This window comes from Bacteroides sp. BFG-606, from assembly GCF_024788145.1.
GTDB lineage: Bacteria > Bacteroidota > Bacteroidia > Bacteroidales > Bacteroidaceae > Bacteroides > Bacteroides vicugnae.
On sequence record NZ_JANUIL010000001.1, the window covers coordinates 1,006,666 to 1,029,499 of the forward strand.

The following is a 22,834-nucleotide window of genomic DNA, read 5'->3' on the forward strand; positions in this document are numbered from 1 at the left end:
AATTATGAAGAAATATCTATCAATATACACACTTCTGGCATTGACTTGCATTGTATTACAATCTTGTCTTTTCTCTGAAGAAGAAATATTCGACGAATCATCTGCCAACAGAGCTACAGCCGATGTAATAAAATGCCAGGAGATTCTTAAAGATGTTCCGAACGGATGGAAACTGGAATATTACATAGGAAGCAACTATTCTGCAGGTGCAGTCACTCTACTTATGAAATTTGACGGAAAACAGGTAGAAATGGCGTCGGAAGCAGGAGCAGAAGGTTACAAGCCGGGTACCATAATAACCTCCCTATATCAAGTTAAATCGGAACAAAGCACTATGCTCACTTTCGACTCATACAACCAGCTGATCCACATGTTTTCAGGTCCTTTAGGCCTGAACATGAACGTGGGAGGAGATTATGAGTTTATTATCATGAGCGCAACTCCCGACAAGGTTATTCTACAAGGAAAAAAATATAAAAATATAATGGAAATGACGCCTATGCCCAAAGACATACCATGGCGTATCCAGCTTGAAGATATCATTAACATCGAGAAAGATGCTTTTCTGAATACATATCGCATGGAGAAAGGGGACCAAGCACTGAACTACTTTATACGCGACAATGGCACAATGTCCACATTCTCCGTTTACAGTACCGATTATAGCAGTGCAGAAAGTTTACCATATATTTATACAGAAAAAGGGCTGAAGTTACAGTCTCCATATAATGTCAACGGAGTTGAAGTCCAGCACTTCAAATGGGATAAAAAGTCCAGGCTATTTGTTTGTACCGATGCAGATGCAACGGATATTGTATTAAAAGAGTATTATCCCGAAAATTATCCGCAATACGAAGACTATATCGGTACCTACACTGCAACGGTTGACGATTACGATGAAGGCCCGATTACACAATCTGTAACCATCACTCCTAAAGTCAGAGGAGAAAGTTATACACTGAAAAGTATTGGCGGATTCAACTTCACTCTTCTGTATGACAAAGCCAGTGGGAAACTGACTTTAGATTCACAAAGTATAAGTCCGGCTTCTTCATCGTCTTACTACTTTGCGTGTGCGGCAGGTGTAGAAGGATACGCTCACACAGAATTAAGTTTGCCTTCACGCTTACGCAGTGGATTAGTAAATGTTACGGTGAAAACCAATCCTTTCACTTTCTACTTCGCGGATAAAGCAAGCCAAGAAAATACGTCATTGATAATCTGGGCTTATTCATCCGATGAATATTCAACTTCGGGGCTAATAGGTTACTGGAGCTGGTATAACTCAATCTTAATGGTAAAAGAAAACGAAGGTAATTAATACAATTATGAGAAAGTTTTTTAATATATTCTTATTTGTACTTTGCACCATAGCAATAGCGGGATGCAATGATACGGAAAGCAGCGAATCCAAGTTAGAAATCAAAGCTGTAAATACTAATTTCCAGGCCCCCGGTGGAAAAGGGTATATACAACTCCAATCAACAGGGAATATCACAGCAGATGTTGATGCCGACTGGTGTGTGCTGAAAGAAGTAAACCCCAATGAAGTAGTATTCGAAGTAAAAGAAAACACCGGATACTCTGGTAGAAACGCTTTATTGACAATCAGTAACGGAGTAGAAAAAAAGGCATTCAATATCAATCAATCCGGAGCTGTTTTCATCTTCGGTAAAGATGAGTGGATGCTCCGCACCGACAATAAAGTAGCTACGCTACCTATAAAATTACAAAGTTCTTTCGATTATGTAATAGACATACCCGCAGAAGCTCAAAGCTGGTTATCATTTGAACAGAATGCGAAAGGAATAAATTTCAAAATAAAAGAAAACACTTCCGGGAAAATGAGAGGAGCTATTGTCAACGTGACAGCTAAAGACAGATCGACTTCTTATCAGGTGATACAATATGATGTGGACGAGCTTATTGGAACATGGCAAGGAATGTTTTCAGACGGACAGATGAATTACGGTTTGAAAGATGTTACGATTGAAAAACTGGAAAACGGAACATATCAGCTTTCAAACATGTTAACCGGCTTGCCCTATAAACTGAAAGCCAAAGCTGTAGATAACTGCCTGGCGCTTGAAGCCGGACAAAATCTGGGAGTCTTCGCAAACAACTCATATCTCTCATTCGAAATTCTTAGCTCTGATCTATATTATGTAAAAGACCCTTCCGTAACAATCTCATTAGGCCCTGTAATGTTAACAGACGGTACATTCGTTTTCGCTTTTTCGGGAATAAAAGAAAGTGATCCTTTTGGTTTTGTTTTCCGGGTATATGAAGATGCAGAACTACAGAAAGTTATAGACAATCTATCCATTTTTATCAACTGTATTCTTTTTAAAGAAGACATAATTCAATAACATATGAAAAAGATACTATTAACCAGCTTTATTGTGGCATTAGGATTACTTGGTGCAAGCTGTAAAGATGATAATAATGCAGCAGGCGGAGGAGGAGAAATACTTCCGGATCAGCAGATAAGCTGTGAAATATTTATGCCGGCTGATGGCGCAACCGTTATTATGTCAGACAAACTGATTATCAGAGGGGAAGGGACTACAAACTATGGTAAAATCATTTCTGCAGAACTGAAAGTCGGGGAAGAGATTATCACTGACATCACTTCAATTCCATTCTATTATGAGTATACCTTCTCCAAAGATGCCGAACCGGGAGAACTGAAAATTGAGTTAGCAGTTAAAGGAGATCACGAAGGTAGTGCTTTGGCAACTATTACTGTCACAACAGAACTTGGTGACAGACCTGCTCCCCCTCAATATGGAGAAGTGCTAACCGATACCCGTGATGGAAATACATACAAAACCGTACAACTTGCAGACCAGTTATGGATGGCAGAAAATTTACGCTATCTACCAGAGCAACAGTTTGATGTGTCCTCAACCGAACCAAGATATTACGTAATGTTTGATAATGATGCAAAAACAGAACTTGGAAAAGCTTATTTGAAAACTTATGGAGCCTACTATAACTTGCCTGCCGCACTTCAAAGTGAAATAGCATCGGGAGAAAATGAGACGCGGAATATAAAAGGCGTTTGTCCTGACGGATGGCATATTCCTTCACAGAAAGAATGGCAGACATTATCTAAATATGTTTTAGACTCCGGCATGGCCGCTATTATGAGTGATGGCCAGGTAGACGAAACAGCAATAGCAAAAGCTTTAGCTTCAACAACGATGTGGATGCTGCCAGAATATACAGAAATAGAACCACAACCAACTTGGGTTGGTGTTGAAATGGAAAAGAATAATGCAACCTTGTTCAATGGTTTACCCATCGGATTCCGTGCATGTGCAGGTGATGAAGACTGGATGCATTCCTGCTACAGTGCTGGCTGGTGGAGTTCGACAGCTGGAGTACAAATGGGACCTGAATTCGGTATCACCGTACGTTTGTGGTCAGACCTTCACACATTTGTAACCAATGCAGAATTCAATCCGGGAGTAGGTCTCCCTGTCCGTTGTATCAAAGACTAACTATTATATTATTACTCACTAAATATAAATACATTTATGAAAAAGTTTGGATTCCTTTTATTCGCAGTCTTAGGACTAATTGCTTGTGGTGACGACAACAACGACCCCACTCCCGAGCAACATGTAACATGCTCCATATCTGCACCTGCTGAAGGAGCTACGGTAAACATTGCAGAAAAAATGACAATCAAAGGAGAAGCTACGATTGATTTTGGTGAAATCTCAAATGTAACATTAAAAGTAGGAGGCAAAGCTATATCAGAAGTTACTGTAGTGCCTTTTAGCTACGACTATACATTCGAAGCTAACCAAGCCGAAGGAGCACTGAAAATTGAATTAACCGTCAAAGGTGATCAGGGAACAATGGCTACAAGCGAAGTAAACATCACTCTGACAAAACCGGAACCGACTCCTGAACCTGGCGAAGGAGAAATGGTTGATTCACGTGACAACCATGTATACAAAACCGTAGAAATCGGTGAGCAGACATGGATGGCTGAAAATCTGGCTTATTTACCTAAAGTGAATAAACCTGCCGCTGCCGCTACTTGCGAAGGAGAACCTCTCTATTTCGTTTATGACTACGATGGTGAAGATGTAAATGCCGCAAAAAATACTGAAATATACAAAACACATGGAGTTTTATATAACTGGTATGCTGCAATGAATAAAGAAAATGAAGAGGGAAAGGATGCAGATGCTGTACCAAGTGGAGTGCAAGGAATCTGTCCAAGCGGATGGCACCTACCTAGTAAAGCAGAGTGGAAAATATTAGAAAATTTTGTAGCTGAACAATTAACTCCTGTTGAAGGAGATGTATGGGAAGATGACTTTGGAGACAAACACTCTGATCCGAATTGCAAGAATGTTTGGTCGGCATTAGCAGGTCTTGAAGGATGGAGTCCTTCCGGAAACTCCGACATGAACCCTGACTTGGCAAATGGGCCTCGTAATACTTACGGACTTACTATTATTCCTTCCGGGCAATGCTATCATACAGGAAGCTTTGGCTGGTCAGAAAGTGGTGTCGATCTCTGGACCACAGATATGCAAACCCAAGGGGCAGGAAATATTACTTTTAGTAATAATAGCTACGGAATAACTTATTCTAAATATGGAATAACCCCCAAACGTGGTTTTCCTATACGCTGTATAAAAAACTAATTTGATAATATAAATCTCTCTTAGTATACATAAAGGAGGTGTGTCGGGATGACATACCTCTTTTTTTGTTTATGAATAATCAAGCAATATTTCTTTATTAACTTAATGCTTCACAGAAAAGCAAATCAAAAAATAAACAGACCTTGGCAACAAACTAACCAAAAATTTGTTTACTTTGTATCTCATCAATGATTGAACTACTAATAAATTCCACATATTATGGCAAAAAAGAAAGAAAAGAAAGAGAAAAAGGCCGGCAAAAGAATGAGTAAGAAAGAGCTGGCAGCATTATTGATAGACTTTTTCCATGCCAAACCGAACGAAACCTTGAGTATGAAATATATTTTCTCGGAATTGCGTCTCACCACCCATCCGCAGAAAATGCTATGCGTCGATATACTACATGACCTTTTAGCTGACGATTATATTTCCGAAATAGAAAAAGGAAAATTCCGCCTCACCAATCATGGAACGGAGATGGTAGGCACTTTCCAACGGAAAAGCAATGGCAAAAACTCATTTATCCCCGAAGGAGGAGGTGAACCAATATTTGTGGCCGAACGTAACTCGGCACATGCCATGAACAATGACAAAGTAAAGATCACCTTCTATGCCAAACGCAAGAACAAAGATGCCGAGGGCGAAGTAATAGAAATACTGGAACGTGCTAACGACACTTTCGTCGGCACACTGGAAGTAGCTAAATCATATGCATTCCTAGTGACGGAAAACCGTACACTTGCCAATGACATCTTTATCCCGAAAGACAAACTGAAAGGTGGAAAGACCGGCGATAAAGCCATCGTGAAAGTAACCGAATGGCCGGACAAAGCAAAGAATCCTATCGGACAAGTGATAGATATATTAGGCCAAGCCGGTGATAACACTACGGAAATGCACGCTATTCTTGCAGAATTCGGCTTGCCATACGTATATCCGAAAGCTGTGGAAACAGCCGCAGACAAGATTCCTGCCGAGATTTCAGCAGAAGAAATAGCCAAACGCGAAGATTTCCGCAAGACCACCACTTTCACCATCGACCCGAAAGACGCCAAGGACTTTGACGATGCGCTTTCTATCCGTAAGCTGAAAGACGGATTATGGGAAGTAGGTGTGCACATCGCCGACGTGACACATTACGTGAAAGAAGGAGGAATCATCGACAAAGAAGCAGAGAAGCGGGCAACCTCCGTTTATCTGGTAGACCGTACCATCCCGATGCTTCCCGAACGGTTGTGTAACTTCATCTGTTCACTCCGTCCGAATGAAGAAAAACTTGCTTTCTCCGTCATCTTTGATATTACTGAAAAGGGAGAAGTCAGAAATTCACGCATCGTACATACAGTCATCAATTCCGACCGCCGTTTCACTTACGAAGAGGCACAGCAGATTATTGAAACCAAAGAAGGAGACTACAAAGAAGAAGTACTCACACTGGATACCATTGCCAAAGCACTTCGTGAGAAACGTTTCGCAGCAGGAGCCATCAACTTCGACCGCTACGAGGTGAAGTTTGAAATTGACGAGAAAGGAAAACCGATCAGCGTTTATTTCAAAGAATCGAAAGACGCCAACAAACTGGTGGAAGAATTCATGTTGCTTGCCAACAGAACAGTGGCTGAGTTCGTCGGTAGAGTTCCTAAAAATAAAAAGCCTAAAGTGCTTCCTTACCGTATCCACGACCTTCCCGATCCGGAGAAACTGGAGAATCTGTCACAATTCATCGCCCGCTTCGGCTACAAAGTACGTACAAGCGGAACGAAAACGGATATTTCAAAATCCATCAACCACCTGCTGGACGACATACACGGAAAGAAAGAGGAAAACCTGATTGAGACCGTATCTATCCGTGCCATGCAAAAAGCCCGTTATTCGACTCACAACATCGGTCACTACGGACTGGCATTCGAATATTACACCCACTTTACTTCACCCATCCGCCGTTTCCCGGACATGATGGTACACCGTCTGGTAACGAAGTATATGGACGGAGGGCGCAGTGTATCCGAAGCTAAATACGAAGACCTATGCGACCACAGTTCGAACATGGAACAAATTGCAGCCAACGCTGAACGCGCTTCCATCAAATACAAACAAGTGGAATTCATGAGCGAACGTCTGGGACAGATTTACGACGGCGTTATCTCCGGTGTCACCGAATGGGGGCTCTACGTAGAACTGAACGAGAACAAATGCGAAGGTCTGGTTCCTGTCCGTGATCTGGATGACGATTATTATGAATTCGATGAAAAGAATTATTGTCTTCGCGGACGTCGCAAAAACAAGATCTATAGTTTGGGAGATGCCATCACCGTTCGTGTAGCCCGCGCTAATCTGGAAAAGAAACAGTTGGATTTTGAATTAATAGAGAAATAAAATCAAAGACTCGGTTTCTATCCCTAATATATTAAAAAGAACTCGATGTGGGAGAGGTCTGTTTACTTTTCTCGTACATCGAGTTCTTTTTATTTTAATTATGCAAAAACTAACAATACAATTAAGCAAAGCGCTATCAACATATAGGATAGCTTACGATAATTCTTATAAAACGGAAGTTTCTGCAAAGCAACTGTTTCTTCATCAAAATCAGCTTTCGTCCATATATAAGGCTTCACTATTTTATAATCAGGAGCAGGAGTCAAATAGCTGATTACTAACATTATCAACATACTCCATGCCAGATAAATCGGTACAGTCAACAAGAAATGGATATCTCCGAAAATAGAATATCCGAAATAAATCTTGAAAACTAAATTAGTCATTCCCAAAAGTGCTCCACCTATCAGACCATAAAATGCTCCTTGTGAAGTAGCCCGCTTCCAAAAAATACCTAGAAAGAAAACAGAAACAATAGGAGGAGCCAACATGGACAACATTTCCTGATAATACTTAAGTAAAGAACCAAATTTTTCCCCAATCTGTGGAGCCCAGGCCACTGCTATAATCAACACAACAGCAGAAACAATTCTTCCAACAAGCACCTGTTCTTTCGAAGAAACATTCTTCTTCATTTTTAAATAGAAGTCCATCGTAAAGAGAGTTGCTACAGAATTCAATAAACCACTGATAGAAGAAGTCAGAGCGGCAACTAACGCAGCTAATAAAAAACCAACCATACCGACAGGCATCATTTCAATAACCAAAGAAGGATATACCATGTCCGGCTTCTCCAGTCCCGGAAAAAACTTTTGCGCCATAACACCTGGAATTATAATAATAAACAAGGTTATCAGGGTTAACAATCCTACCAATAATACTCCCTTTCGACCTTCATCAATGCTCTTTGCTGTCAATGCACGTTGTACCAGTTGCTGGTTATTTCCCCAAAAGAAAAATCCCAGTATAGGAATACCCAAGATCATTCCCAACCAAGGAACAGAAGGATCATCTAACGGGCGAACCAATTTCATCATAACTCCTTGATTAAACTGTTCGGCAACGTATGCCGCACCTCCCTTTTCCGCCAGAGTCCATGTTAAGGCAATAGCTCCGATTGTCAAAATAATACCCTGTATCAAATCCACCCGGATAGCAGCAGACAATCCACCCGGAATAGTATAAATAGCAACTATTACCGCAAAAATAACAGCTAATGTGGTTAAACTGACCTCTGGAAAAACCAGTTTCATAACCAATGCTGCTGCATAAAGCGAACCGGCTGCATCTAAGAATATATTAATTAAAATAGTGATACCAGAGAAATAATAGCGCGAACGTACATCAAACCTGCGTTCCAGAAATTCCGGCAAAGTAAATATCCTCGATTTAATATAAAAAGGAAGAAAAAACCATGCAAAGATAATCATTACAAAGATCGACATCAAGTTGTAATTAAATACGGCAATCCCGGTAGAATAGGCATCTCCGGCCTGCCCTATTAAAGTAGAACTTGATATACTGGCTGCAAACATTGAAAACCCGATGACCGGCCAAGTCATACTTCGCCCGGCCAAAAAATAAGACTCCGAATCACTCGTTTTCCTGTAGCGTAATCCCGCATAGACTATGAATACGAAATACAAAACTATGATAACCAAGTCGGTGATTGTTAATGTATTAGTCCAGTTCATACTTTCTGAGTTAAAATGAAAGTTACCAGCTCATCTACGTTCGCAGTAGCCACACCGACATATTTATCAGCACCACCATAGTATACATAAAGAGTATCACCAACAATAACGTTACCAGTAGGGAATACACACCCTTTATAGAAACCATCTATCTCATAAGAAAACTCCGGTTCCAGAATCCATTCTTTAGTACGTCCCAAAACCTTAGTCGGATCATTCAGATCAAGCATCATTGCTCCTACTCTGTAATAACCGCAACCGCCATTTTCAACCCCATGATAAAGAACGAGCCACCCTTTATCCGTTTTTAAAGGAGGAGTGCTTCCACCTATTTTTTCCTCCCAACCACCATCGACTCCTTCAATCAGTAAATGACTGGGCTCATTCCAAACTAACAAATCATCTGAATAACGTAACCAGATAGCCGGATGTTTTGGACCATACTGTGGGCCAATCCATTCCTTAGGACGATGTAACATTGCATATTTTCCATTAATTTTCTCTGGGAAAAGAATAACATCACGATCATCTAAATTTGATTGTGTGATACGTCCCAATCGAATCCATTTCTTGAAATCCTTCGTCATAGCCAATGCCGTATTAGCCATATTACGTTTTAAGAAATAAGGCGCATTTTCTCCGAAATCACGGACAATGACCTCATCATGCGCAAATTTCCAATATTGCCCGGGAGCACAAGGACGAAAAGCATAAGTCACATAATAATAATCATCAAACTTCACTACGCGAGCATCTTCCACACACCCTGCATCTTCTCCATCAACAGAAGGACCAAATGCCGGCTCATCAGACACACGCTCAAAATGAAAACCATCCTCACTGACAGCCAGTCCGAAACGAATAATGTGTTCTTTATCATCACCCGCTGCTCTGTATAACATATAAAACTTACCGTTCTCATACCAAACACCAGGATTGCATACAACCAAATTCTCCCAATGATTCGTTGGATTAGGAGACAAAATAGGGTTAAAAGTTGATTTTGTTAGTTTCATCTTTACTTTATTTTAATAATTTAAAATCAATATACAAGGCACGATAAAAGGGCCGGTTCGTTTTATAATGCCACATCAAATTTCCATTCTTATCAATCACTCCAATAGTCTTCGGTACTACAGAACCAAATAGAATACGGTCATTATCCATACAATAAGCACTAGACTGATTAACAGAGAAGTCTTCTTTGGGTAATACAATCCTCATCGTCACTTCTGCTTGTTTTGTTATTTCGTTAATGCGATAAGCCATGACTCTTGAACGTTTATTTGTATAACCATTATCATAAATCATCACATCTCCGTCCGGAGTCAAAGAAGCGGCATGTTGTCTATCCGAAAAATCTTCAGGATTGGTCAAGTGTACATCACCATTTCTCCCAAGCTTATAAATGACTTCCCCTGTACGTCCATCCACTTTCCAAACTTGCCTGATACGATTGAATGAAACAAGAAAATCTCCATCCGGACAAGGATAAGCGGTATTTGCATGTAACCAGTCTTCTCTCGGAGTGTATTGAAATTCCCCTCTATCCCCCATTATATCCGGGTCGTCTTCCGGAGATATGAAGTCAAACGCCGACCATGTCCACTTCGTATTTCCCGAAAAATCAAGAATAGAGAACCCGTCCCCTGTCACCATCTCGTTGGAAGAGCCACCCCAACGGGTTAAATCAAAAGACTGTCTTATTTGGTTCACGACCACTAGAGCTCCATTATCAAGCATCTGTATATCATGATGAAAATAAGGATTATCCAAATGAGCATAATATTTTTTCAGCTTCACATTTCCGTATAAATCAACTACATAAATATATTCTCCTGTAAAACTTTCATTCGGATTAAAGCCCAGAATTGCTTGAAAGGTTTTCGTCTTCGGATCAAATCCGGAACAAATCACCGACAAATCATCCGTAGGTTGATACCAGACCACTTTTCCTTCAGCATTAATTAAATACAAAGTACCCTGCTGCTTATCGCCAACATGGATATATCCATTGAAAGTATACGTATAATCAGGCATTAAATTAGTGAACTTCATTAGTCCATCCGGTAATGCTTTGGTTATAAACTGATACGGCTTTGATTCTTCTACCATTCCGTCTTGATTACTTGCATACACCTTCAACCAATATTTCGTTTGCTCTTCCAAAAGAATTAATTTAGTAGCCCACGACTGCTTTTGATCATCAAAAACAAGTTCCCTTTTGACAGATTCATTTCCATCCTTCCAATACACCAACTTCAATGTAGCAGACTCCTCCATCGTAACCTCAACATCTATCCTTAATACATTATCCGGATCATCCTGAATCTTGACAATATCGATAAGTTCATTATCTGACTCCCCCATCTGCTTGTCCCCCTCTTCCGACTGACAGGCAGAAAGTAAAAATCCGACAATTAATAAGAGTCCTACTATTCTCATATATCAACAGATGCTTTAAAAGGTCCTAATGGTAGATTTTCCGAATTATAAAGAGTAGAGACACACGCATCTCTCCATCCATAACGCACATAGCGAGGAGAAGGAACTTCAGGAGAAGACAGCCATACGCAACTACCTTTAATCTCTACTATTGCCTTGTAATACGTCATTCCATCTGAAGAAATCTCAAACTCATGATGAACTCCCTCCAATCGGAGTCCATGATAAGCAAAATCAAACTCCGCCCTCAATTTCCCCTGTTCCGGAGTTAACCGCTTCAAAGAAGGAGACTGGCTCTTTATCTTTTGATCATAAGTATCAGATAAAGCAATCAAAGCCAATCGTTCTCCTACTGGTTTCTTTTTCCCGGGATGAATATTAGTTGAATCACCCAGATCAGCCGTAACAACCATACCAGAACTTGAAATCGTCTGTAATGCCATAGACTGTACTTCAGCCAGTTCAGCCCACTTCTCCTTTTGATAACCCGGATATTGAAATGGAGCTATCTGCACATAATAAAAAGGCAGTTTAGCCTTCCATTTTTTACGCCATGAGCTTACCAAATCTTTCATCATAGCAATATACCGTCCGGCATCTCCTACATTAGCTTCACCCTGATACCAAAGCCAACCACGAATCTTATAATCAATCAATGGATGGACCATCGCATTATACAGACTTGAAAGCATATTGTATTCCGGCTTCTCTTTTCCTTTCTCCACAGCCTCTTGTAAGGTCTCATGCTCTGCTTTATAAAGAGGTTTTAAAGTCTCTGCATAAGGAATCCAACTCTGAATCGGGCTCCCTCCATAAGCATCAACAACCAAACCGACAGGAACATCCAAACTGGAGAGTAATTTACGAGCAAAATAGTATCCCACAGCAGACAATCCTCCTACAGTCTGTGGGCTACAGACCTGCCATCCTTCGGTTAAGACCTCATCTAATGCAGTAAAACTCTCATTACGTTGAACAGTCATAAAACGAATTCCCGGATAATCAGCAACAGCAATTTCCTCGTTTGCATTATCAACATACAACCGCCATTGAGGATCATTTCTCATAATCATTTCCATATTGCTCTGCCCCGAACAAAACCAAACCTCTCCGACACAAATATTTTTCAATACTACAGTCTGTTCAGTGTTAGCAATAGAAAGGTTATATGTCTGGTAGCTCCCAACGGGAGTTGACAATTCTATCATCCATTTTCCGCAAGTATCTGCCTTTACAGTCCTCTCTTTCCCACTCCAAGAAGCAAGCACCTGAAGAGTACTCCGGGGAGGAGCATATCCCCATATCTTGACCCGGCTCTTTTGCTGTAATACTAGATTATCAGTAAAAGTAGAAGCAAACCTCAAATGATCTTGAGCCTGCAAGAACAGGTAACTGCTACACAATATCATTATGAATGTACAAATACGTCTCATACTTATTCTTACTCCATATTAGTGAGTAACATAAAAGATTGCGCTGGCAAATTAATCTCTCTTAGTTTTCCACCACTAAGATCGATTGTTTCACCTGCATCTACAGGAGAAGCAAAACCATCTGCATCCACTGTACCAATAAAGTGAGCGCCTTGTTGAGATTGATATTTATAGGTTTTTATTCCTTGTAATAGTGCTCCATTCTCCATGCCTAGATTGAATAAATAATCATTAGTACTGGAGTTCACAATAGCAATAGTTACTTTCCCATTCCTCATTCCCGCAATAGCACGCAGACCAGATTTCACAGGGTTAGGTAATGTCACGTCATAAATCGTACTCCCCGATGGAAAATAACGACAAAGTAAAGAGGTGGTATAGAACCACGGACGTATCTTTTCATCATCCGGATTATGGAATTTCTCACTTCCCAGAATATTCCAAAATCCCCATCGTTTCAACTTGGTTGAAGAAGAACTCCCGTCATCATTATACATAGCATCATCCAAATCCCAATAAGTCACTCCGCCAAAGCCTGCCAGCATTACCTGAATCGTCGCATCCGCCATATCTATTCCGTAGAAAGCATCATATACATGCATTTGTGAGTCATCCGCAGCAAATGGATCGGCCTTGATACGGCTGGCATTGGCTTTACCTAACGAGGAGGTTGCTGAATATTTAAATCCCAATTCCCCCATAATGATAGGAGCATCAAGATTAGAAGCTGCCTTATAAGCTTTCAATAACTGTAAAAAAGAAGTTGTATGCACATCGTCATTATTAGGATAAGCATGTATATCAAATGCCTTTACCTCTTCAGCCAGTTCGTTGCGCGTATTCACAACCCAAGAAGTCTCTGCAATGCTCCAGATAGCAACATCCGGTCCCATGATTCTAACTTTATCTGTGAGTTGCTTTTCGTTCATTTTTCTATAAAACTGCTGAATTATATTCTTCCATAATGGATAACTTCCTACAGTAGAAGACCAGTCTCCATTAGGTTCATTGACTATTGTGTAATACTTGATGCAAGTAAACCCCTTCTCTTTAACCAAATAAGAAAGAAAATCAGTTGCATGATCCACCCATGTCGCATCAATACCAGAACCGCCTACATGTCCCCATTCACCCAACTGCACCGTAATGCCTTTCTCCTGACAATAAGACAATATCTTACCCAGAACCGGGTCACTTTTTTCCGGACTGTATACTTCACCATTCATGTAGTTCCACCCCTGAGACACCATTATCCTAATTAAGGAAGGACGCATAAAAGAGACTCTCTTGAAGAGCGTATTCCAATCCTGTTCAGATAGGGTAGCATTTCCTGTCCATGCATTTACAATATCATACCCACCCCATTGAGGCCCATTCCCCAAATAAGAATTCGTTAATACTTTTTGGGTTACCAACAATGTATTCACATCCGGTTCCGGAACCGGAGGAGTATCACCTCCATTGTCTTTACCACAACCGGTTAAAAACAGAGCCAAACATATCAATCCTTTTATTATATTCTTCATACCTATTCCATATTTGTATAAACCACTAATCCATCTGTCGGTAGTTCAAGAAATAAACCTTTTTCCAGATTTAGCTTTATTCCGGTAACATTCGGTAACTGCTTACAATCACCCTCCTTCAATATTTCATTCTCAATATAATTGTACTGACGAATATCTTCCAAGACAGGCAATGAGTTACTCTTGAATAAAACAGTTCTCTCTTGACCGGAAACATTAACTACTCCAATAGTATATTTTCCTTTATGCTCTACTGCAACGGCACGAACTCCTTTATCTTCTCCCGTCTCTACCGCATAAACAGTACTTCCTTTCGGTATATATTTAGACAAAAGCGACCAGGCATAATATGAAGGACGAACCTCTTCTTCCTTAGCGCCTCCAAAATATTCTTCACCCAAAATATTCCAGAATCCCCATATTTTCAATTTGTCAGGTCCTTCCTCTGTCTTAGAGTGCATAGCATCATCCAACATCCAAATCAAGGCTCCGGAAAATCCTTCATTCATAGTCTGAAACAACGCATCTGCCATATCGATCCCATAGAAATGATCATAGACAAACATCTGCGAGTCCTCACGCGAAGCGTGTGGAACTTTGGAAATACGTTCGTTATTCTCCTTTTCTAATAAAGTATCTGTTTTTAAAAATTTCAATCCAATCTCCCCCATAATAATTTGACTTCCTTGAGGTACTCTTTCTTTATAAGCACGAATTATCTTCGAATACTCCCCAGAATTAACAGTCGACTTTGGAGGATACGTATGAATATCATAAAGTTTAATAGCCTCATTAAACCGGGTAGCACAACTGTCTATCCACCAAGCTTCCGATTGATCCCAAATAGCAGCATCCGGCCCGGCCAATCCCACTTTATCAGCAAGTCCGTAATCATGCATCCGGCGGTCAAAATAACGAATAGCCCGTGCCCAAAGATCATAATTGGCCTGATTAGAGGACCAGTCACCATTCGGTTCATTTATCATATTATAGTATTTGATGCAATCATATCCTTTACGGTTGACCAGAAAATCTGCATAACGTGCTGCATTAGAAAGCATGAAAGTATCAATCCGGTTAGTTACCGGATCCACCATTCTACCTCCCCAGTCACCCATCATCACAGTAATACCCCGTTCCTGGCAATAGGTAAGAATTTTACTGACCTGATCGAAATCATACATCTCATCTAGTTTCCCATTCTTCAGATAATCTGTAGTATACACCATCATCCGGATAAACTGGGGACGCATGTGATCAAGACGTGCATAAAGTTTATTCCAGTCTGACTCGGAAATGGTAACACGCCCATTTCCATAATCCAACTGGTAAGGGTCCCATTGTACCCCATTACCTAAATAAGAAGTGCTGATAATACTATCTTTGTTTATCCTGAAAATCACTTCGGCATTTTGTACCGGCTTCTGACAGCCGATACAAAACAACAGAAATAATATTTGTAACAGAACTTTCATAAAATCATTGTTTTTTTCTGATTTGAACATAGAAATCCCAAGGAGCATAGACTATCTTATCATAAGCAGAGTAAATTGGTCCCCAATCACCAGCCGATTTCAGATTGCCAAATTTCAAAGCACTATCCTGTATGGTAAGAGTCTTACCCCAATACACAATATCCCCACTGTTCACCAAACTGGCAACATACGTTTTATCACCTTTTGTAAACGTTACGGTTTCCGTAGTATAGTCACGCACCCAATGGCTTGTACCCTGTGGTACTTTCCTATAATTATAATTCACATCAATCACAGTTTGTCCATCCGGCAAACCTCCGGCCCAAATAAAATCGGCAAATTTACCATCCGCACCTGCATCATGGATGCAAGTTCCATACGTCTGTCCGTTTTCGGTAATTCCCTCAAAAGTAAATTCAAGCGTATTATCAAGCTCTGTTTTCACTCCGATCTGCTCATTCCACCAAGATGGATCAGATGACAGATTCACAAAGTCAACACCTCCATAATAGGGACCTGTTCCTCCAAATACATCCAATTCGTGAATCTCCCATTTTCCAACAAGTGATTCTACCAATGGAGTTACCCGAACTGTATACTCCCGCTTCTCGCCAGACACAGCCGTTACAATTATTGTTGCAGAATGGCTGACAGGATCGAAATTCAACGCATCGCCGGAATTGACAGAAGAAGAAGCTTTATAAGAAACTTCCATCTTTTTAATTTTGATTGCCTGTGAAAAGTCTGGATTCACAATTGTCACTTCAACCGTACCTTTTGTAGGATCATCTACATTTAAGCTGATAGTAGCATCTCCCGCCTGATTCTCAAAAGTTAATCCCAATATTCTTCTCTCTTTATTCCAGTCACCTTCTTCCACCTCATCCAATGGATTGACCTGGCAAGCTCCCAGCAAAAAAGCGGAAACAATAAGCCAATATATATATTGTAGTACTTTCATATGATTACTCCATTAAAATTAAACGAATCAATTACGTAAATTAGGATTTAAATCCACTTCTCGTTGAGGTATAGGATAGAATGCGGCTTCTGCTTCTGTAATACCTGCACTCTTCGCATTAGGATCCACTTTAGTCACCATTGCCTTCCGTCGTAAATCATACAGGCGATTCCCCTCAAAAGCAAGCTCCCACGCACGTTCCCGGACAACCATATCACGGAATTCAGACACCGATGCAGGAGTCGGAATATTACCCAGTCCAGCACGCGCACGAATTCTTTGTAACCAGGCCCCATCATCACTTCCCTTAGCCTCTACATACATCAAAGCAATATCCGAAAAACGAAGCAAGTAAGGTTTTACACTTGACTTATCACCAGTATTACCCGTCACTTGATCAGGGTCAGTATATTTCAAAGTATACGGATAAGCCGAAGTGGCATATACCGAACCGTCAGCATTATAAATCTCGGTATTAATCAGGTCTGTACGACGCTTATCAGTTTCATCGTAGGTACGATAAAATGCCATATTGGTAGGGAACACCTCAAACCCGTAGTGGGAAGGATAAAGAGAGGAGCCTGCTTTCACATAAAAGTTGCCTCCATTATTATATGGCAGGAAAAGCATTCCTATCTTAGAATAATTACCCTCATTAAGACCTGTACGATCCATTGACATAATAAAGACATGTTCCGGTCCGTCAGGCTTGTTTACATCATATATATCCGCCAAATTCTCCGAGAGTCCAAAACTGCACTCACCTCTTTGCGAAGCATCCAATACATTCTTTGCACAAGTGGCTGCATTCGCATACAAATCTTCCACCGAAGCAGCCATTTCCGTATAGTTGGCTACTCCGCTTTCCTTGGATGAAGCAGCGGTCAAATAAAGTTTAGCCATCAATCCTTGAGCTGCCGCTCTATTGGCACGTCCAGTCTTTTGAGTATAATCCAGTAATGATTCTGCCTGCTTCAAATCTTCCAGCATAAAATTATATATATCATCCATCGATTTAGCCATGGAAGGAGTTGTACCGCTCACAGTCTGTACCATCTCTTTCTGCATAGGAACCAGACCGAATACCTTCACCAAATTAAAGTGATTATATGCACGCAAGAAATAAGCTTCTCCAAGTATTCTGTCTTTAACTTCTTTCGGCAGTTCGCTCTGTTCCACGTTATATATCACGGCATTAGCCCGATTAATGGCAATATAACAATACTTGAAATATATCTGTAAAGTCTGATTATTGGCATTATCTGATATTTTCCACTCATCTAAAGCCTGCGCACCAGGGTTATTGGCATCTTCACCAGATTTCAAACTGACTGTTTCAGAAGCAGCTTCGCCGATATAATATATTCCCCGTGAATACTCCAGAAAGGTAAGTGCATTATAAGCATACATTAATGCAGACTCTGCATCTTCAGGAGTTTTATAAAAATTCTTTTCTGAATAAAATCCGTAAGGCGATTCACTTAAATCGCAGGACACAACTCCGACCATCAGAGTGCTCCATAGAAATATAGATAGTATTTTAGTTCTCATAATGCTAGAATTTAAAAAGTAATGTTCATACCTAGAGTAAACTTGCGGAAACGCGGATAACCTCCCCAGTAAATACCATCCAGTCCAACTTCCGGATCGTATCCGTCGAATGAAGTGAAGGTATACAGATTATTAATCGAACCATACAGACGAAGGCTGGAGACACCTTTACAAAGATGGTCAAATGTATAACCAAAGTTTATATCCTGAATTCTCACAAACGAGCCATCGCGTACAAACCAGTCGGAAACTTTCGGAGTGCGGTTCTGGCGCAAACTCGGATATTCATTGTTCGGATTATCAACTGTCCAGCGTAAAGGCATTGTGGCAGGATTAGTCATTCCATATTGATAAAGCACATCATTACCAAATACTCCATTTAAGAAAATCGACAAATCAAATTTCTTATATTTAAAACTCAAATTCAAACTGGCTGTAAAATCAGGATTCGGATTACCGATGATTGTGCGATCCTTTTCATCCACCGCTCTATCATTATTAATATCCATGTATTTCAATTCACCGGCTTTCGCTTCATCACCACTCATCCCCGCCTCAATGCCTTCGGCATTGGATTGAATGATTCCATTTGTCTTATAACCATAAAACACATTTAACGGCTGACCCACTGCAAGGATATTTACGCTACCTACAGGTTGTTCAGTAAGTGTAGCTCCTGTAAACTCGTATTGCATACCCGTATTCGGATCCACATTCAATCCTGATGACGCCACACTTCCCAAGCTCAAGACCTTACTTCTATTACGGGAGAAAATAAATGTAGAATTAAAAGAGAAATCTTTTGTACGTACAACATCAGCATCAATCGTAAACTCAAAACCACGATTCTGAACCTCACCATCATTCACCCACATTTTGTCATAACCCGAAGACAAAGGCAAATAACGCTGACGCAACAAATCAAAAGTATGCTTCTTATACCAGTCGAATACCAAACGAATACGATTATCCAGCAAAGTCACATCAAATCCGAAATTCAGTTGACGGGTAGTTTCCCATTTCAAATCCTTATTAGGAATCCCTCCCCAATACTTGTATCGTCCGTCTGAACCATAAGAACCGATCACATAACCAGGTCCGATAGCCGTATTCCATGCACCGTTATCATAATATTTTTCATTTCCATAACGACTTAATGTCTGATAAGGAGCAATCCCCTGGTTTCCGGAAATACCATAACTAGCACGTAATTTTGCCTCATTAATAAACTTCAGATTAGACATAAACTTCTCATTATGCAACTTCCAAGCCAATGCTCCTGAAGGGAAACTAGCCCATTTGTTATTATCACCAAACTTAGAAGAACCATCTGAACGGAAAGTAGCAGTAAGTAAATACTTATCCATCCATGAAAAATTTATTTTTCCATAATAAGAAACTAATTCTGATTCTGAAAATCCATTAGAAACCTGATTCTTTTGCGGATTTCCGGCTCCGATATTTTCATTACCCAATGACTCATTCACAAAATCATAGCTATCCAAAGCAGAAGAACGCTCCATACTATACTTATATGAATAACCTGCCATTGCAGTTAAATGCCCATGCATTCCCAACATTCTATCATAAGTCAGATAAGTTTCAGGAATAACATCCTGCCCATACCAATTGCCAATATAAGCATGGCCATTATTGAAAGTACCATCTTCTGTATATTTCTTAGGGTTGTACAGATCGTTCACCGTTGTACCATATTTATAATTTAGTTGACCTTTCCATGTCAATCCATCTATTATTTTCCACGTCGCCAACCAGGAAGAAAGTACATCCATCCCCTGATTTTTGTTTTTGACAGTATTGGTTAAAGCAATCGGGTTACCATAATCCGTAGGACTGGATTGATAATAATTTCCTTCTTCATCATAAACCGGGAACAAGGGATTTCTACCTATATCTCCACTATTTGCATTTCTCCAGTTCTTTGATAAAATATTAGATGTACGAATAGAGAAGTTCTTAAAAGCTTTATAGTCTACATCCAGCTTCGCAGATAGTTTACGATAATTATCCTTAATATACGTCCCTCGATCATCGAAATAGTTCACACTTAAATTATAAATCAGTTTGTCATTTGCACCACTAATAGAAAGCGACGTATTATTTGTAACAGGAGTACGCAGAATTTCATCATCCCAACGGGTGAAATAAGGCCATGCTCCACTTGAAATTTCTTCTACAGAAGGATAATATGTACCATTATCAGTTCTTCCGACATACAAAGGCAACTGCCCGGCATTCACTCTTGATTCATTATCCAGTTGTGCCATCAATACAGGGTCACGCCACAAATTCAGTTTGGATGAGAATTGTGAAATGATTGTCTGGTGTGAGAAGTTAATATGAGTAGTGCCCTTACCTGCCTTTCTTGTAGTTACCATAATCACTCCATTAGCTCCGCGAGAACCATAAATAGAAGTAGATGAGGCATCTTTCAGCACTACTATATCGGCAATATCAGCCGGATTAATCTGCTTCAAGTCTGCCCCCTCTCCCAAAGGGAAACCATCTACTACTACCAATGGAGACTGCGTTCCATTAATTGAACTAATACCACGAACGATAAATGCCGGATTACTGCCCGGTCCTTGCCCTGAATTCACGATTTGCAAACCGGCAACCCTTCCTTGCAAAGAACTGAAAACTGAATTGTTAGCAGGCAAATCTTCCAGTTTATCCATTTTTATTGCGGAAACAGAACCTGTCAAATCTCCCTTCTTCACACCACCATAACCCACAACTACAACTTCATTCAACTGAGCCACATCTTCCCTCAATACAAAATTTATTCGTGACTGATTAACGATCGCCTGTTCTGTCACATAACCAATAAAACTGCATACCAGCGTTTGTCCCTTCTTTACAACAATGGAAAATTCCCCATTCACATTAGAAAGAGCTCCATTTTGTGTCCCTTTTACAAGAATACTTGCTCCAGGTATAGGCTCCCCTTTATCATCCTTTACCGTCCCACTCAAATCAATTGTCTGAGCAAAGCCCCCCATTGCAAAAATCAGCAATGGAATCATACACATAAATACCTTTTTCATATATATCCACTTTAAGTTAACACTTATACATGTTGATTATAGAATTCGGGGCAAATATATGAGGTTAAGCACAATTAGAATTCACTTTTTATGCTGATTTATAATACTTTTTTGAATAAAAAAAGCCAATAAATCAATAAAATACTATATATCAGAGATTTAAAGATTGCATATTACAAATATGATTATGATATTATTTTGTTTTTTATTGATATTATATTGAATTTATTGATAACTTTGCATTCAATCAAGCCAAACATGATACATTATGGGAACTATACAATGTGAAGTAACACCTTTAACTGATGAAGATTTATTCGTGCTCCTGAATAATCCGAAGGCTAAATTTGATTATCCAATTCATTTTCATTCTGATTATGAATTAAATCTGGTTATGAATACTTCAGGAAAAAGAATCATAGGAGACTCGATTGAAGACTTTGAAAATTGCGACCTTGTATTACTCGGTCCCGGATTACCTCATAAATGGAAAGCTCCTACTTTGGATGAAACTCAGGTTATCACCATACAATTTCATGAGCAAATGTACAATTCGTTTCTCCTTAATAAAAGAGTATTCGAACCTATCAGAGAATTACTAATCCGTTCGACCAGAGGTATTGTCTACACAGGAAAAACCTTTGAACGAGTCAAAGAGCGATTGTTGAATTTGAGTAATGCCCGCGGTTTCAATACGGCATTGGAGTTTTATAGTATTCTCTATGATTTATCCATTGCAGACGAACAGAGATTGCTCACTAGCGCCTCTTATGACAGTTCACTTCTTGTCCGGGAGTCTCGTAGTCGACGGATAGAGAAAATCTGCAAGTATATTGAAGTCAATTTCAAAAAGGATATTACCCTTAAAGAAATAGCCGAATTAGTGAATATGTCGGAATCAGCAATCAGCCACTTCTTCAAAAAACGTACAAACCGAAGTTTCATCACCTATCTCACTGATGTACGAATCGGTTACGCTTCCCGTTTGTTAGCTGAAACAACACAAAGTGTGGCAGATATCGCTTTCGAATGTGGTTTTTCAAACCTCTCGAATTTCAATCGTATTTTCAAGAAATACAAAAATCAAACTCCAACCGATTACCGTATTGGAGTACATAAAACCATTACTAAATTCTAAAAATATTATTTATATCTATGAAAACTGTCATTATCGAAGACAAACAACGAATCGAGTCCATTATCCTCCATTGCGATGCCTGCTTTGTAGGTATCACAGATTTAGAAGGTAATCCCTACGTAGTTCCGATGAACTTCGGTTATGAGAATGGCATCCTATATCTTCATTCGGGTCCCGAAGGCAGCAAGTTGGAGATGTTGGAACATAATAATAATGTCTGCATCACTTTCAGCGTCGGTCATAAACTCGTATACCAGCACGAGAAAGTAGCGTGCAGTTACAGTATGCGTTCCGAAAGCGCCATGTGTCGTGGAAAGGTGACATTCATAGAAGATATGGATGAAAAACGTCGGGTATTGGATATTATCATGCGTCATTACACGGATAGTGAGTTCAACTATTCCGAACCTGCCGTGCGCAACGTCAAAGTATGGCAAGTGCCCATCGAGCAGATGACGGGAAAAGTCTTCGGTTTGCGAGCCAACGAAAAGCCATGA

16 protein-coding genes are annotated in these 22,834 nt (G+C 40.0%); 7 read left to right on the plus strand and 9 right to left on the minus strand.

What is annotated here, in order from left to right; all coding sequences use genetic code 11:
* Window positions 1-4: 4 nt before the first annotated feature.
* The 5 genes from NXV01_RS03855 (at window position 5) to rnr (ending at window position 7,046) form a co-directional block, all read left to right on the plus strand.
* Window positions 5-1,321: a DUF4302 domain-containing protein gene (locus NXV01_RS03855; protein WP_259021749.1), complete on the plus strand. Its 1,317-nt coding sequence runs from the start codon at window positions 5-7 to the stop codon at window positions 1,319-1,321.
* 7 nt (window positions 1,322-1,328) lie between these two features.
* Window positions 1,329-2,369, plus strand: coding sequence for a BACON domain-containing protein (locus NXV01_RS03860; protein ID WP_259021750.1), 1,041 nt, complete (start codon window positions 1,329-1,331; stop codon window positions 2,367-2,369).
* Between the two features lie 3 nt (window positions 2,370-2,372).
* Window positions 2,373-3,506 carry an FISUMP domain-containing protein gene (locus NXV01_RS03865; RefSeq protein ID WP_148366885.1) on the plus strand — a complete coding sequence of 378 codons (1,134 nt, stop codon included), beginning with the start codon at window positions 2,373-2,375 and terminating at the stop codon, window positions 3,504-3,506.
* Between the two features lie 36 nt (window positions 3,507-3,542).
* Window positions 3,543-4,670 carry an FISUMP domain-containing protein gene (locus NXV01_RS03870; protein ID WP_258978783.1) on the plus strand — a complete coding sequence of 376 codons (1,128 nt, stop codon included), beginning with the start codon at window positions 3,543-3,545 and terminating at the stop codon, window positions 4,668-4,670.
* 219 nt (window positions 4,671-4,889) lie between these two features.
* Window positions 4,890-7,046 (plus strand): ribonuclease R, encoded by a 2,157-nt coding sequence (rnr, locus tag NXV01_RS03875; RefSeq protein ID WP_259021751.1) that lies wholly within the window; start codon window positions 4,890-4,892, stop codon window positions 7,044-7,046.
* Window positions 7,047-7,144: 98 nt separating this feature from the next.
* Here the strand turns inward: rnr and NXV01_RS03880 are convergent, their stop codons facing one another.
* The 9 genes from NXV01_RS03880 to NXV01_RS03920 are packed head-to-tail and all read right to left on the minus strand — an operon-like array spanning window position 7,145 to window position 21,199.
* A complete protein-coding gene (locus NXV01_RS03880; RefSeq protein WP_259021752.1) occupies window positions 7,145-8,740 on the minus strand; it encodes a sodium:solute symporter in 1,596 nt (531 codons plus the stop codon).
* Complete coding sequence (locus tag NXV01_RS03885) at window positions 8,737-9,756, minus strand: glycosidase (protein ID WP_259021753.1); 1,020 nt, start codon at window positions 9,754-9,756, stop codon at window positions 8,737-8,739. Before NXV01_RS03885 ends, NXV01_RS03880 begins: the two co-directional genes overlap by 4 nt.
* 7 nt (window positions 9,757-9,763) lie before the next feature.
* Window positions 9,764-11,185 (minus strand): aryl-sulfate sulfotransferase, encoded by a 1,422-nt coding sequence (locus NXV01_RS03890; protein WP_259021754.1) that lies wholly within the window; start codon window positions 11,183-11,185, stop codon window positions 9,764-9,766.
* Complete coding sequence (locus tag NXV01_RS03895) at window positions 11,182-12,618, minus strand: sialate O-acetylesterase (RefSeq protein ID WP_259021755.1); 1,437 nt, start codon at window positions 12,616-12,618, stop codon at window positions 11,182-11,184. Before NXV01_RS03895 ends, NXV01_RS03890 begins: the two co-directional genes overlap by 4 nt.
* 8 nt (window positions 12,619-12,626) lie before the next feature.
* A complete protein-coding gene (locus tag NXV01_RS03900; RefSeq protein WP_259021756.1) occupies window positions 12,627-14,144 on the minus strand; it encodes a hypothetical protein in 1,518 nt (505 codons plus the stop codon).
* 2 nt (window positions 14,145-14,146) lie between these two features.
* A complete protein-coding gene (locus NXV01_RS03905) occupies window positions 14,147-15,619 on the minus strand; it encodes a cellulase family glycosylhydrolase (RefSeq protein WP_009001216.1) in 1,473 nt (490 codons plus the stop codon).
* A gap of 4 nt (window positions 15,620-15,623) precedes the next feature.
* The gene (locus NXV01_RS03910; RefSeq protein WP_259021757.1) at window positions 15,624-16,580 is read right to left on the minus strand and encodes a hypothetical protein; all 957 of its coding nucleotides are present in this window, start codon (window positions 16,578-16,580) and stop codon (window positions 15,624-15,626) included.
* A 27-nt stretch (window positions 16,581-16,607) separates the two neighbouring features.
* Window positions 16,608-18,131, minus strand: a complete 1,524-nt coding sequence (locus NXV01_RS03915) for a RagB/SusD family nutrient uptake outer membrane protein (RefSeq protein WP_259021758.1) — start codon at window positions 18,129-18,131, stop codon at window positions 16,608-16,610.
* A gap of 11 nt (window positions 18,132-18,142) precedes the next feature.
* Entirely contained in the window at window positions 18,143-21,199 is a 3,057-nt protein-coding gene (locus tag NXV01_RS03920; RefSeq protein WP_259021759.1) for a TonB-dependent receptor, read from the minus strand.
* Between the two features lie 268 nt (window positions 21,200-21,467).
* On the opposite strand from NXV01_RS03920, the gene NXV01_RS03925 reads away from it, so the two are divergent.
* Both NXV01_RS03925 and NXV01_RS03930 read left to right on the plus strand, forming a co-directional pair.
* A complete protein-coding gene (locus NXV01_RS03925; protein ID WP_009001220.1) occupies window positions 21,468-22,337 on the plus strand; it encodes an AraC family transcriptional regulator in 870 nt (289 codons plus the stop codon).
* A gap of 17 nt (window positions 22,338-22,354) precedes the next feature.
* Window positions 22,355-22,834 (plus strand): pyridoxamine 5'-phosphate oxidase family protein, encoded by a 480-nt coding sequence (locus NXV01_RS03930; RefSeq protein WP_009001221.1) that lies wholly within the window; start codon window positions 22,355-22,357, stop codon window positions 22,832-22,834.